This is a genomic window from Cellulosimicrobium sp. 22598, assembly GCF_052044445.1.
In the GTDB taxonomy this organism is placed as follows: Bacteria; Actinomycetota; Actinomycetes; order Actinomycetales; family Cellulomonadaceae; genus Cellulosimicrobium; species Cellulosimicrobium cellulans_G.
Window position 1 is genome coordinate 110,683 of record NZ_JBQEMZ010000006.1, and the last position, 14,056, is coordinate 124,738.

At 75.1% G+C, this 14,056-nt stretch carries 10 protein-coding genes; 5 read left to right on the top strand and 5 right to left on the bottom strand.

Annotation, left to right across the window (positions count from 1 at the left end; genetic code table 11):
- The first annotated feature begins 62 nt into the window (after positions 1 to 62).
- From ACTJIY_RS08395 to ACTJIY_RS08410, 4 genes are all read left to right on the top strand, one after another.
- On the top strand, positions 63 to 881 hold the full coding sequence (locus ACTJIY_RS08395) for an amino acid ABC transporter ATP-binding protein (protein ID WP_253051334.1): 819 nt from the start codon (positions 63 to 65) through the stop codon (positions 879 to 881).
- 101 nt (positions 882 to 982) lie between these two features.
- Complete coding sequence (locus ACTJIY_RS08400) at positions 983 to 1,858, top strand: glutamate ABC transporter substrate-binding protein (RefSeq protein ID WP_440674182.1); 876 nt, start codon at positions 983 to 985, stop codon at positions 1,856 to 1,858.
- A gap of 99 nt (positions 1,859 to 1,957) precedes the next feature.
- Positions 1,958 to 2,647: an amino acid ABC transporter permease gene (locus ACTJIY_RS08405; protein ID WP_253051332.1), complete on the top strand. Its 690-nt coding sequence runs from the start codon at positions 1,958 to 1,960 to the stop codon at positions 2,645 to 2,647.
- A complete protein-coding gene (locus ACTJIY_RS08410) occupies positions 2,644 to 3,546 on the top strand; it encodes an amino acid ABC transporter permease (RefSeq protein ID WP_439157531.1) in 903 nt (300 codons plus the stop codon). The genes ACTJIY_RS08405 and ACTJIY_RS08410 overlap by 4 nt, the downstream gene beginning before the upstream one ends.
- A 5-nt stretch (positions 3,547 to 3,551) precedes the next feature.
- On the opposite strand, the gene ACTJIY_RS08415 is transcribed toward ACTJIY_RS08410, so the two are convergent.
- The 5 genes from ACTJIY_RS08415 to ACTJIY_RS08435 all read right to left on the bottom strand — a co-directional run bounded on the left by ACTJIY_RS08415 (position 3,552) and on the right by ACTJIY_RS08435 (position 8,776).
- A complete protein-coding gene (locus tag ACTJIY_RS08415; protein ID WP_440674181.1) occupies positions 3,552 to 4,127 on the bottom strand; it encodes a regulatory protein RecX in 576 nt (191 codons plus the stop codon).
- 50 nt (positions 4,128 to 4,177) lie between these two features.
- Positions 4,178 to 5,293 (bottom strand): recombinase RecA, encoded by a 1,116-nt coding sequence (recA, locus tag ACTJIY_RS08420; RefSeq protein WP_253051329.1) that lies wholly within the window; start codon positions 5,291 to 5,293, stop codon positions 4,178 to 4,180.
- A gap of 195 nt (positions 5,294 to 5,488) precedes the next feature.
- Positions 5,489 to 6,301, bottom strand: coding sequence for an MBL fold metallo-hydrolase (locus ACTJIY_RS08425; RefSeq protein WP_440674180.1), 813 nt, complete (start codon positions 6,299 to 6,301; stop codon positions 5,489 to 5,491).
- Complete coding sequence (locus ACTJIY_RS08430) at positions 6,298 to 8,469, bottom strand: alkaline phosphatase family protein (RefSeq protein ID WP_440674179.1); 2,172 nt, start codon at positions 8,467 to 8,469, stop codon at positions 6,298 to 6,300. Before ACTJIY_RS08430 ends, ACTJIY_RS08425 begins: the two co-directional genes overlap by 4 nt.
- A gap of 73 nt (positions 8,470 to 8,542) precedes the next feature.
- The gene (locus ACTJIY_RS08435; protein ID WP_087471778.1) at positions 8,543 to 8,776 is read right to left on the bottom strand and encodes a DUF3046 domain-containing protein; all 234 of its coding nucleotides are present in this window, start codon (positions 8,774 to 8,776) and stop codon (positions 8,543 to 8,545) included.
- 195 nt (positions 8,777 to 8,971) lie between these two features.
- Between ACTJIY_RS08435 and ACTJIY_RS08440 the strand changes: the two genes are divergently transcribed.
- On the top strand, positions 8,972 to 14,038 hold the full coding sequence (locus ACTJIY_RS08440) for an Lhr family helicase (protein WP_440674178.1): 5,067 nt from the start codon (positions 8,972 to 8,974) through the stop codon (positions 14,036 to 14,038).
- Positions 14,039 to 14,056: the final 18 nt, after the last annotated feature.

Genomic DNA, 14,056 nt, shown 5'->3' on the forward strand with positions numbered 1-14,056 from the left:
TGTTGCCCGACTGTTGCCGGATGAGGTGGCACCGTGCAACAGAAGGGACATAGTGTCCAGGAATGGCCGACGAAACCTCTTCGCCGTCCGACGCGCAGCGCAGCGCGCAGGACGCTCAGCCCCGCCCCGCCGAGCAGGTCCTCGGTGAGCCGCTCGTCGAGCTGCGCGACGTCAACAAGCACTTCGGGGAGCTGCACGTGCTCCGCGACATCAACCTGACCGTCCGGCGCGGGGAGGTGCTCGTCGTCATCGGCCCCTCGGGGTCGGGCAAGTCGACGCTCTGCCGGGCGATCAACCGGCTGGAGACGATCGACTCCGGCGAGATCCTGGTGGACGGCGAGCCGCTGCCCGAGGAGGGCAAGGCGCTCGCGCGGCTGCGCTCCGACGTCGGCATGGTCTTCCAGTCCTTCAACCTCTTCGCCCACAAGACGATCCTCGACAACGTCACGCTCGGCCCCGTCAAGGTGCGCCGCGAGAAGGGGAAGGTCGCGAAGGACCGTGCGCTCGCGCTGCTCGACCGCGTCGGCGTGAAGAACCAGGCCCAGAAGATGCCCGCCCAGCTCTCGGGCGGGCAGCAGCAGCGTGTCGCCATCGCCCGCGCGCTCGCGATGCAGCCCAAGGTGATGCTCTTCGACGAGCCCACGTCGGCGCTCGACCCGGAGATGATCAACGAGGTCCTCGACGTCATGGTCGCGCTCGCCAAGGAGGGCATGACGATGATCGTCGTCACGCACGAGATGGGCTTCGCCCGCAAGGCCGCGAACCGGGTCGTCTTCATGGCCGACGGCCAGATCGTCGAGGAGGCCCACCCCGAGGTGTTCTTCACGGCGCCCACGAGCGACCGCGCCAAGGACTTCCTCTCGAAGATCCTCACCCACTGAACCCCCGGGCACGCACGAGCCCGGCCCGACAGCCCCAGAACCCGGTCGACCGTCGAGGCACACCTTCGACGGGCGGCCACCACTCACGAAGGGTAGGAACGATGCGCACACGACACGCAGGTGCTGCCGTGCTGGCCGCTCTCACCGCGCTCACGCTCGCGGCGTGCGGCGGCGGCGAGGTCGGCGGCGGCGACGACGCGACCGACACGGCCACCGACACGGGCGACACCGGCGGTGGCGCCGAGGGCTCGATCAAGATCGGCATCAAGTTCGACCAGCCGGGGCTCGGGTACCAGGACGGCTCCACCTACACGGGCTTCGACGTCGACGTCGCCACGTACGTGGCAGGCGAGCTCGGCTACGGCGAGGACCAGATCGAGTGGGTCGAGGCGCCGTCCGCCCAGCGCGAGACGATGCTCCAGACCGGCCAGGTCGACATGATCTTCGCGACCTACTCCATCACCGACACGCGCAAGGAGACGGTCGCGTTCGCCGGGCCGTACTTCGTGGCCGGGCAGGACCTGCTCGTCGCCGAGGACAACACCGACATCACCGGGCCGGAGTCGCTCGAGGGCAAGAACCTGTGCTCCGTCACGGGCTCGACGTCGGCGCAGCGCATCAAGGACGAGTACGCCGCGGGCGTGCAGCTCCTCGAGCGTCCCGGGTACGCGGAGTGCGTCACCGCCCTCACCGCGGGCCAGGTCGACGCCGTCACGACCGACGACATCATCCTCGCGGGCCTCGCGGCCCAGCCCGCCAACAAGGGCAAGGTCAAGGTCGTCGGGGCGCCGTTCTCGACCGAGCGCTACGGCGTCGGGCTCCCGCAGGACAACGACATCTGCGAGGACGTCAACACCGCGATCGAGAAGATGATCGAGGACGGCTCCTGGGAGGAGTTCGTCACCAAGAACACCGAGGGCACCGGGTACACGCCCAACGCCAGCGAGAACCCGCCGACGGTCGACCCCTGCGCCTGACCGTCCACGGCCGGGGGAGCCGCGCGACGGCGCGCCGCTCCCCCGGCCGCCGGGCCGTCGACTCGGCCCGGCACGTACCCTCCCGGAGGACCACCAACCGTGGGTGACTACCTGTCGCAGACCTGGGCGCTCGCCCGGGAGTACGACGTGCTCGGCGCGTTCTGGGTCAACATCCAGCTGACGTTCTGGGCGGCGATCCTGTCGCTCGTGCTGGGCACGGCGCTCGCGCTCATGCGCATCTCCCCCGTGCCGAGCCTGCGCTGGGCCGGGACCGCGTACGTCAACGTGTTCCGCAACACCCCGCTGACGATCATCATGACGTTCATGGTGCTGGGGCTGTGGGGCCAGCTCAACGTCACGCTCGCCCCCGACTTCGCGGCGAACTTCTTCCGGCTCGCCGTCCTGGGCCTCTCCATCTACCACGCCGCGTTCGTCTGCGAGTCCATCCGGTCGGGCGTGAACACCGTGCCGATCGGTCAGGCCGAGGCGGCGCGTGCGATCGGCCTGTCGTTCCTGCCCGCGGCGCGCCTCGTCATCCTGCCCCAGGCGTTCCGCGGCTCCGTCGCGCCCCTCGGCAACACGCTCATCGCGCTGCTGAAGAACTCCACCGTCGCGGCGGCGGCGAGCGTGACGACGGAGACGTCGAGCCTCATGAAGAACATGATCGAGTTCAACTCGAACTACATCTACGGGATCTTCCTGACGTTCGCGATCGGCTACGTCATCCTCGTCATCCCCATCGGCCTGCTCACCACGTCCCTCTCGAACCGACTGGCGGTCCGCCGATGAGCACCCAGCAGTCCGTCCTCTTCGACGCCCCCGGCCCTCGCGCCCGGCGCGCGATCCTCGTCGGGAACGTGATCGGCGCGGTCGTCGTGCTCGGCGTCGCGGCGCTCGTGCTCGTCGCGCTCGGCCGCAAGGGCCAGCTCGCCCCGGAGCTGTGGTCCTCGCTGTTCACGTCGGACGCCTGGCAGTACTACTTCATCCCGGGCCTGCAGAACACGCTGCGCGCCGCCGGCTTCGCGATCGTCGGCGCGCTCGCGTTCGGCCTCGTGTTCGGCACCGGGCGGCTCTCGCACCTGCGCGCCGTGCGCATCGTGAGCGGCGTCGTGGTCGAGTTCTTCCGCGCCGTCCCCGTGCTGCTCATGATGATCTTCTTCTGGCTGCTGCTGGGTCTGAGCAAGGTCGACGACGCGCCGTTCCTCGCGGTGGTCTTCGCGCTCGTGCTCTACAACGGCTCCGTCATCGCGGAGCTGGTCCGCTCGGGCGTCGGGAACCTCCCGCGAGGCCAGAGCGAGGCCGGGCTCGCGATCGGGCTCACCGCCGGACAGACGCTGCGGTCGATCCAGCTCCCGCAGGCGCTCATCGCGATGCTCCCCGCGCTCGTGTCCCAGCTCGTCGTCGTCCTCAAGGACTCGGCGCTCGGGCAGATCATCACGTACAACGAGCTCCTGCGGGCCGCGCAGCTCTACGGCGTCGGCAACGGCAACATCCTGCAGTCGCTCGTGCTCGCCGCGGTGATCTTCATCGTCATCAACTGGCTGCTCACGCTCGTGGCGCGCTGGCTCTCCCGCTTCCTCAGCGGTCGCACCGCGGGTGCGACCGCCGCCGGCCCCGGCATCGGCAACCCCACGGTCGTCGCGGGTGGACCGACCGAGGACGCGCCCGCGGTCTCCGCCACCCGCTGACGGACTCAGTCGAGCGGGGGCTCGACGGTCTCGGCGTCGAGCTCGCGCTGGACGATCTCGAAGGCCAGCGACGGGCTGTAGCCCTTGCGGGCGAGCGCCCCGACGGTCCGGCGCACACGCACGTCGCGGTCGAGGCCGCGCGTGCGGGCGAGGCGCGTGCGCGCCAGCTCGAGCGCCGCGTCGGCCTCGGAGTCGTCGTCGACCTGCTCGAGCGCCGCGGCGCCGACCTCGCCGTCGATGCCGCGGCGCCGCAGCTCGGTCGAGATCGCGCGGCGGGACAGCCCGCGCTCGGCGTGCCGGGTGCGGACGATCATCTCGGCGTACTGCGCGTCGTCCACCAGACCCACCTCCTCGAAGCGGTCGAGGATCGGCAGCACGACGTGCTCCGGATAGCCCTTGCGCGCGAGGGACTGCGCGAGCTCCGCGCGGCTCTTCGGTGCGGCCGTGAGGATGCGCAGCACCGTCTCCCGAGCACGCTCGGCGAGATCGGCGTCGCTGATCTCGCCCCGTTCGACGAGCTCGTGGAGGGTCGGGCGCGGGCGCCGCGCAGCCGTGCGGCCGGCACGACGCCCGTCGTCCACCTCGGGCGGGTCGGAGCGCTCGACGCCCTCGTCCCCGCCCTGCCCGCCGATCAGAACGGCGACTTCTTCCCCTTGGCGGCCGCGGCCGGTGCCTTCGCCGCGGCGGGAGCCGCAGCACCGTCGGCCGCGACCGTCACGCCCGCAGCCGGGTCGGCCGGCGCGTCGACCTTGGCGCCGACGCCGAGCTTCTCCTTGATCTTCTTCTCGAGCTCGTTGGCGAGGTCCGGGTTGTCGCGCAGGAACGAGCGCGCGTTCTCCTTGCCCTGGCCGAGCTGGTCGCCGCCGTAGGTGAACCACGACCCGGACTTGCGCACGAACCCGTGCTCCACGCCCATGTCGATGAGGCCGCCCTCGCGCGAGATGCCGACGCCGTAGAGGATGTCGAACTCGGCCTGCTTGAAGGGCGGGGCCATCTTGTTCTTGACGACCTTGACGCGGGTCCGGTTGCCGACCGCGTCGGTACCCTCCTTGAGCGTCTCGATGCGGCGGATGTCGAGCCGGACGGACGCGTAGAACTTCAGCGCCTTGCCACCGGTCGTCGTCTCGGGCGAGCCGAAGAAGACGCCGATCTTCTCGCGGAGCTGGTTGATGAAGATCGCCGTCGTCCCGGACGCGTTGAGCGCACCCGTGATCTTGCGCAGCGCCTGCGACATGAGGCGGGCCTGGAGGCCGACGTGGCTGTCGCCCATCTCGCCCTCGATCTCGGCCTTGGGCACGAGGGCCGCGACGGAGTCGATGACGATGATGTCGAGCGCGCCCGAGCGGATGAGCATGTCCGTGATCTCGAGCGCCTGCTCCCCCGTGTCGGGCTGGGAGACGAGCAGCGCGTCGGTGTCCACGCCGAGCTTCTTGGCGTACTCGGGGTCGAGCGCGTGCTCGGCGTCGATGAACGCCGCGATCCCGCCCGCGCGCTGCGCGCTCGCCACCGCGTGCAGCGCGACGGTCGTCTTGCCGGAGGACTCCGGGCCGTACACCTCGATGACGCGCCCGCGCGGCAGGCCGCCGATCCCGAGCGCGATGTCGAGCGCGATGGACCCCGTGGGGATGACCTCGACGGGAGCGCGGCCCTCCTCGCCGAGGCGCATGACGGAGCCCTTGCCGAAGCTCCGGTCGATCTGGGCGAGGGCTGCCTCGAGCGCCTTCTCGCGGTCTGCGGGTGCGGGCATGTCAGTCCACCTTCGGTTCGACGTTCATCTGTTCGTTGTGGCCCGACGCTACGGGCAGCCACCGACACGCGGCTCCGGCGACCCGCGAACCTGTGGATCGTCGTGCTGGACCGGCGTCCTGGGCCCGCCGCGGCGGGCCCTGTGCACAACTCTAGCCGAACACGTGTTCGATCCCGGAACGCGCACCTCGGCGTGTCACGCGTCTCGCGCGTCGCCGGACGACGACCACGCCTCCCCCGGCCGCAGCACCACGACCCGCGTGCCCGGCGCCTCGCGCTGCGCGGCGGCCTCGAACGCCGCCCCCGCGTGGTCCATCCAGCCGCGCGGGAGGTGCCGTCCGCCCGGTGCGTGCAGCGTGCCCCAGTGCACCGGGATCGCGACGCCGACGCCCACTTCGGCGCACACCCGCGCCGCCTGAGCGGGGCCGAGGTGCCCGCCCGACAGGCGCGGGCCCCACCCGCCCACCGGGACGAGCGCGACGTCCACGGGGCCGCCCGCGAGCGCCGGGAGGTGGACCATGTCCGGGTAGTGCTCGGTGTCCCCGACGACCCAGACCCGCACGCCGCGCGGACCGTCGGACCGCACGAGGTGCCCGTTCGCCGCGTTGGGCCGGTGCGGCATCGGCCGGTGCCCGTGCACCGCCGTCACGAGGCGCACCTCGACCCCCGCCGCGGCCGGACCGACCGCGTGCCACGCGTCGTCGAGCCCGACGCCGCGCAGGCCCCGGGCCCGCAGCCACCGCGCGTTCGCCGGGGCGGTGAGCACGGGCGCGTCGCCGAGGAGGCGCAGGGAGCGCAGCTCGGCGTGGTCGTGGTGCAGGTGCGAGAGGAGGACGGCGTCGCTGCCCTGCCACACCGCGGCGGGCCTCTCCCCGCGCCGCCGCAGCATCCCGGCGTGCCGGTGCAGGAGCGGGTCGGTGACGAGCCGCACGCCCGGGACGCCGGCGCGGCCGGAGCCCAGGTCGAGGACGACGCTCGAGTGACCGAGCCACGTCACGCGGACGCTCACGGCTCCCCCTCCGCCGCGGGCGCGGCGGGTCGCAGGCCGAGGTCGCCGAGCCAGGCGACGAGCCGCCGGTGGACCGCCTCGGCCCCGACGAGCATGCGCGCGCCGTCCACGTCCTCGAGCTCGTCGTCGGGCAGCGCCAGGTGCGCGGGATGCAGGAGCACGGCCTCGTTCTGCGCCCCGCCGAGGCCGCCGTGCGACCCGACCAGCCCCTCGAACGCGTGCACCATCCCGACCTCGTCCACGCGCGAGACGAGCACGAGGTCGCCCGCGTCCTCGAGGTCCGCGACGCGCAGCAGGTCCGCCGCCGCTCGCGACCCGTAGCCCGTGAGCGGGTCCTGCCCGACGACCTCCCCGGTCCGCAGGTCGCGCGAGCCGCCCCGTCCGTGCGCCCGCAGCGCGCCGCCGGTCCCGCGCTCGACGACGACGCCGACGGCGGGGCTGGCCACGAGGCCCGGGAGCAGCGCGGGCCACCGCGCGCGCACCTCGTCCCCGGTGAGCCGCCGCGGCTCGCGCGGGAACCACACCATGCCCAGGTTGCCCGACCCCACCACCGCGACCTTGGGCAGCTCGGGCAGCGCGGCGGCCCCGGGACCGCCGCGTCGCTCGGAGCGGTCCGGGCCGACCAGCATGCGCCCCGCGCCCTCCGGGACGGCCTCGGGCGCCGCGGGCCGCAGGGCGTTGAGGGCCGTGTTCGTCGGGCCCCACGCCTCGCTGTCCGGGGCCGTGGCCCGACGGCGTCCCTCACCCCGCGACCTGCCCTCGCCCGCGCGGGGGCCCTCGTGCGGGCCGGGTCGGAGCGCCATCAGACGACGGACCTCGTCGAGGAAGGACCGGCCCTCGACCTGCTCGAACGTGGACCCGAGCGACTGCCCGTGGTCGGACAGCACGACGACGTCGTACCGGCGCGGGGACACGGCCGCGACCTGCTCCCAGAGCCCGACGACGCGGTCGAGGCCTTCCAGGGCGCGGAGCGACTCGGGGCGCAGCGGCCCGGCGTGGTGGGCGATCTCGTCGTAGTCGACGAGGTCGACGCACACGACCGGCGCCCCGCGCACGAGCTGCTCCGCGACGAGCGTCGTGTTGAGGTCGCGCAGCACGACGTTCGTGACCGCGCGCAGCACCGGGTACCAGCCGAGGCGCGAGACGCGGGGCTCGACGCCGCGCACGGCCTGCTGCCAGCCCTGGTAGAGCTCCTTGAAGAACTCTCCCAGCGCGACGACGACCGCACGCACGAGCACGAACGGGCTCGCGAAGAAGTGCACGAACATCTGGCCGGGCCCGAGCCCCTCGCGCGCCCGGCTCATGACGAGCAGGCTCGTCGCCGCGTCGCCGGAGAACATCGTGGAGACGGCGACTCCCCCGCCCGCGAGCAGCCCGGAACCGTCGCTCGTGCGGGCCTCGACCGCCGCCGCGTCGGCGGGCCGGTTCGTCACCACGAGCCGCCCGAGGGCACGCGACCACCAGCGGAACGCGGGCACGTGCTCGGTCGAGCCGTGCAGGAGTCCGATCGTCGAGGCGGGCGTGGTCGCGGGCACGCGGGCCCACCACGTCGTGAGGTGGTGGCTGCCGCTCCCGAGCCAGCGCGCGAGGGTCGGGGTGAGCCCGGCCTGGAGCGCGTAGTCGAGCGTGGGGCGCGCGACGCCGTCGAGCAGGACGACGAGCAGGCCGGCCGGGCGCTCGGCCGCGCCCACCGCGCCGCGGTCCCGTCGCGGCAGACCGGCCTGCCGGCGCGCGCGCCGGAGGAGGTCGCCCAGGACGTACTCGTTGTCGCTCGCCCCCACGACCCAGCGCCCGATCGCCATGAGGACGGCGGCGAGCACGAGGACCGCGAGGACGTCCACCCAGGACCCGCTCCGGAACCCCGGCAGGTACGTGAGGGCCGCCCACGCGACCGCGAGCTGGGCCACCACGCCGGACACGAGCGCGCCGACCACGCCGAACCGGTGCGCGAGGCTCCGCAGCACGGGGCGCAGGAGCACGTCGCCCAGACCGACCGCGAGCGCCGCGAGGAGGAGCGACCACGGGTTGGTGACCTCGACCCCGGGCACGAACCAGATCGCGAGCCCCAGGCCGACGGTCGTCGAGACGAGCGACCAGACCGCGCCGCGGACGTCCGCGGCGGTGACGCGCGGCCCCGGCGCGGGGCGACGACGGGCGGGGACGCTCATGGCGCCATCATGGTCGCGCGCGGCGCGGTGTGCCCCTCGACCGGGTCGGAGGCCGGGACCCGGCGTGCCGCGCTCACCGGCGGGGCGGCGCCTGGCGGTGGTCGTCGTGGCCCCAGCGCCGCGCGTCGGGCACGTCGAGCGCGTCGCACAGGGCGTGCCAGACGACGCGCGGCTCGACGCCGTCCTCGAGGGCCTGGGCGGCCGTCCGGTCGTCGAGCGCGGACAGCACCTGCTCACGGACGTAGGCGCGTCCCAGGGACGCGCCGAACACCTCGTCGACCAGCTCGGAGAACTCGCGGTAGCGCACGGCACCAGCCTCCCACGGACGAGGGGCGGGTCCACCCCCTCCTCGCCCGGACGGGCCCGGCCCCGCGGCGGGCGACGCGTCCCGGCACGCGGCGTCGGCGCGCCGACGCGGCGCTCGGCCGCCGTCCCTCGCGCGGGCGGCACACCGGTCTCCCGTCGCGCGGCGCGTGTGGGTGGGCGCGACGACAATGAGCGGGTGACCACGGACCCGCTCGCGCGCTTCGCCGCGCCCACGCGCTCCTGGTTCTCGGGCGCGTTCGACGCCCCGACCGCCGCGCAGGCGGGGGCGTGGGACGCGGTGTCGAGCGACCGGCACGCGCTCGTCGTCGCCCCGACCGGGTCGGGCAAGACGCTCGCGGCGTTCCTCTGGTCGCTCGACCGGATCATGGGCGCGCCGAGGGCCGGCGAGGAGGTCGCCCGGGAGCACCGCTGCCGCGTCGTGTACGTGTCGCCCCTCAAGGCGCTCGCCGCCGACGTCGAGCGCAACCTCCGGTCGCCGCTCGCGGGCATCCGGCAGGCGGCGGTGCGCCTCGGGCTCGAGGTGCCGGACGTCGTCGTCGGCACCCGGACGGGCGACACGCCCACGAGCGAGCGGCGGCGCCTCGCGACGCACCCGCCGGACATCCTCATCACGACGCCCGAGTCGCTGTTCCTCGTGCTGACCTCGCAGGCCCGTGCGGGCCTCGCGGGCGTCGAGACGGTGATCGTCGACGAGATCCACGCCGTGGCGGGGACCAAGCGCGGCGCGCACCTCGCCGTGTCCCTCGAGCGGCTCGACGCCTTCCTGGAGGCGCAGGGCCGACCGCCCGCGCAGCGCGTCGGGCTCTCGGCGACGGTCCGACCCGTCGAGGCCGTCGCGACGTTCCTCGGCGGCCACCGCCCGGAGGCGGAGGCCGGGCGCGAGGTGGTCGTCGTGCAGCCGCCCGCGAGCAAGCGCATCGAGGTCGACGTCGTGGTGCCCGTCCCCGACCTCGCGGACCTCGGCACGGCCGCGCTCGTGCCCGACACCTCGAGGCGGACGGCGGCGGGGGCAGACGATCCCGGTGGGCGTGCCACGGCGCCGGGGACGACGACCGACGGCCTTCCGCCCCTGCCCCCGGGCGAGCCCGACCTGTCGGGTCCGGCGACCTCGCGACCCACCGGGGCGCCAGACGTGCGCCCGCCGCGGCCGTCGGTGTGGCCGCACGTCGAGGAGCGCGTCGTCGACCTCGTCGCCGACCACCGCTCCACGCTCGTCTTCACCAACTCGCGCCGGGGCGCCGAGCGGCTCACGGCGCGCATGAACGAGGTGTGGGCGGAGCGTCAGGGCGAGGACGTCCTCGACCCCGGGACGGTCACCGCGGCCCAGGTGCAGGCCCAGTCGGGCGCGAGCTCCGGCGTCGAGCCCGTCATCGCCCGCGCGCACCACGGGTCGATGAGCCGCGCCGAGCGCACGCGCACGGAGACCGAGCTCAAGGACGGACGGCTGCCCGCGGTCGTCGCGACGTCGAGCCTCGAGCTCGGCATCGACATGGGCGCGGTCGACCTCGTGGTGCAGGTCGGCGCCCCGCCGTCGGTCGCGTCCGGGCTCCAGCGCATCGGGCGCGCGGGGCACCAGGTGGGCGCCGTCTCGCACGGCGTCGTGTTCCCCACGCACCGGGGCGACCTCGTGCCGTCGGCCGTCGTGGCCGAGCGCATGCGCACCGGGGGCATCGAGGAGCTGCACGTGCTCGCGAACCCGCTCGACGTGCTCGCGCAGCAGGTGGTGGCCATGGTCGCCGTCGACGAGTGGACGGTGGCGGAGCTCGCGACCGTCGTGCGCCGCAGCGCGCCCTACGCCCACCTGGGCGACGCGTCGCTGCACGCGGTGCTCGACATGCTCGCAGGACGCTACCCGAGCGAGGACTTCGGCGAGCTGCGCGCACGGATCGTGTGGGACCGCGCGTCCGGGCGGATCACGGGTCGTCCCGGGGCGCTGCGCCTCGCCGCGACGAGCGGCGGGACGATCCCCGACCGCGGGATGTACGGCGTCTTCCTCGCGACGGACTCCGGGACCGTCGCGGGCGACCCGGACACCGCGGGCGGCCGGGCGCCGCGCGGCGGGAAGCGCGTCGGCGAGCTCGACGAGGAGATGGTGTACGAGTCGCGCGTCGGCGACACGTTCACGCTCGGGTCGAGCACGTGGCGCATCGAGGACATCACGCCCGACCGCGTGCTCGTGACCCCGGCGCCGGGCATCCCGGGGCGCCTGCCGTTCTGGAAGGGCGACTCCCCCGGCCGGCCCGCCGAGCTCGGCCGCGCCCTCGGTGCCTGGGTCCGCGAGACCGACACCCTCGCGGCGGACGACCACGACGCCGCGGCCGACCGGCTGCGCTCCGCGGGGCTCGACGCGTGGGCGAGCGACAACCTGCTCGCCTACCTCCGCGAGCAGCGCGACGCGACCGGCCGCGTCCCGGACGACCGGACGGTCGTCGTCGAGCGGTTCCGCGACGAGCTCGGGGACTGGCGCGTCGTCGTGCACTCGCCCTACGGGGCGAAGGTCCACGCCCCGTGGGCGCTCGTGCTCGCCGCGCGGCTGCGGGAGCGGTACGGCGTCGACGCCGCCGCGATGCACGCGGACGACGGCATCGTCCTGCGCCTGCCCGACACCGGGGACCCGTGGCTCGAGGGGTCGAGCGACGGGACCGGCGGGCTCGGCGGCGACGCGCCGGTCGTCCCCGTGGAGGACCTGCTCCTCGACCCCGACGAGGTCCTCGACGCGGTGCGCGACGAGCTCGGCGGGTCCGTCATGTTCGCGTCCCGGTTCCGCGAGGCCGCGGCGCGCGCGCTCCTGCTCCCCCGGCGTCGCCCGGACCGCCGCCAGCCGCTGTGGCAGCAGCGCCAGCGCTCCGCCCAGCTCCTGTCGGTCGCGTCGCAGTACCCCGAGTTCCCGATCGTCCTCGAGGCCGCGCGCGAGTGCCTGCAGGACGACTTCGACGTCGCGGCGCTCACCGACCTCATGCGCGACCTCGCCGCCGGGCGCGTGCGCCTCGTCGAGGTGACGACGCCGACGCCGTCGCCGTTCGCACAGTCCCTCCTGTTCGGGTACACGGCGCAGTTCCTCTACGACGGCGACGCCCCGCTCGCGGAGCGGCGGGCGGCGGCGCTGTCTCTCGACCCGACGCTGCTCGCCGAGCTGCTCGACGGGGACGGCGTCGCGGCCCAGCTCGCCGACCTGCTCGACCCGGCGCAGATCGAGCGGACCGAGGCGGAGCTCGGCGCGCTCGCGCCGGAACGCCAGGCCCGCCACGCCGAGGACGTGTGGGACGTGCTGCGCCGCGTCGGCCCCCTCACGGACGCCGAGGTCGCGGCCCGCACGCGCGAGGACGTGCGCGCCGGCGCACAGGAATGGCTCCGCGAGCTCGAGGCGGCCCGGCGCGTGATCCGCGTCCGGCTGGCGGGCGTCGTCCCCGGGCGGGCGGTGCAGTGGGCCGTCGTCGAGGACGCCGGGCGACTGCGCGACGCGCTCGGCGTCGCGCTGCCCGTCGGCATCCCCGAGGTGTTCACCGAGCCCGTGCCCGACCCGCTCGGCGACCTCGTGCGGCGCCACGCGCGCACCCACGGACCGTTCACCGCGGCGGACGTCGCGGCGCGGCTCGGCCTCGGCGTCGCCGTCGTGGCGCAGACGCTGGAGCGGCTCGAGGCCGCCCGGATGGTCGTCCGCGGTCGCCTGCGGCCGGAGTCGATCGGGGGCACCGGCGACGACTGGTGCGACGCCGAGGTGCTGCGCGTGCTGCGGCGCCGCTCGCTCGCCGCGCTGCGCGCGGAGGTCGAACCGGTGGCGTCCGAGACCCTCGGCGTCTTCCTCCCGCGGTGGCAGGGGCTGGGTGCGCTGCGCGGGGCCGACGGCCTCCTGCGCGTCGTCGAGCAGCTCTCGGGGGCCGCCGTGCCCGCGTCGGCGCTCGAGACGCTCGTCCTGCCGTCGCGGGTCACGGACTACACGCCGACGATGCTCGACGAGCTCACGACGACCGGAGAGGTCGTGTGGTGCGGCCACGCCCCGCTGCCCGGCTCGGGCGGGGGCGACGGGCTCGTGAGCCTCCACCTGGCCGAGTGGGCGCCGCTCACGCTGCCGGACCCCGGTCCCGCGCCGGAGACCGGGCTCCACGCGACCCTCCTCGACCTGCTCGACGGCTCGGGCGGCTACTTCCTCCCACGGCTCGCCGAGCGGGCGGGCGCCGAGGTCGGGCCGACGCTCGAGGCGCTGTGGGACCTCGTCTGGTCGGGGCACGTGACCAACGACGGGCTGGGCTCGTTGCGCGCCCGGCTCGGCACGGGCGGTGGTGCGCACCGCGCCCCCCGGGCTCCCGCGCGCGCCCGTCCGGTGGGGCGCGGCCGGTTCGCGGGCCTGCGGCCGCCGACGTCCCCGGACACCACGCTGCGCGGCGGAGCGGGCCGCTGGTCGGCGCTGCCGCCGCGCGAGACCGACCCGACCCGGCGCGCGCACGCGCTCGCGCGCGTGCTGCTCGACCGGCACGGGGTGCTCACGCGCGCCGTCGCCCCCGCCGAGGGCGTCGCGGGGTCGTTCCGCGCGGTGTACCGCGTGCTGAGCGAGCTGGAGGCGACCGGGGCGGCGCGGCGCGGGTACTTCGTCGAGCACCTCGGCGGTTCCCAGTTCGCGCTGCCGGGCGCGGTCGACCAGCTCCGCACCGACGCCCAGGACCGTGAGCGGGCGATCGAGTCCGCCGCGGCCCGCGGGTCGGGCACCGGGCCGGACGGCCTGCCTCGGCCGCGTCCCGACGACGGCACGTCGCGCGGGGGCCCTCGCCCGGGCGCGGTGCTCCTCGCGGCGACCGACCCCGCCAACCCCTACGGGGCCGCGCTGCCGTGGCCCGCGCGACCGGCCGCGGCGAGCCCGGGGCCGGGCACCGCGGCGGCCGCGCCGGCCGGCGGCGGAGCGCCGTCGGATCGTGCGGCGACCAGTGGCGAGGCGTCTCGCGGGCACCGCCCCGGGCGCAAGGCCGGGGCCGTCGTCGTGCTGAGCGACGGCGACCTCGCCCTGTACGTCGAGCGCGGAGGACGGTCGGTCCTCTCGTTCGTCGACGGCCCGCGGCTCGCGGAGGCGAGCGCCGAGCTCGTCCGCGCGGTGCGCGCGGGCCGGCTCGGCAAGGTCGTGGTGCAGCGGGTCGACGGCGTCGAGGCGCTGGCCGGGGCGGGCACGACGGCCACGTCCGCCGACGAGGCGGTCCGTGCCCTCCTCGACGCCGGGTTCCGCGCGACGCCGCGCGGTCTGCGGGCGGCCTGACGTGGCACCCCTGCGATC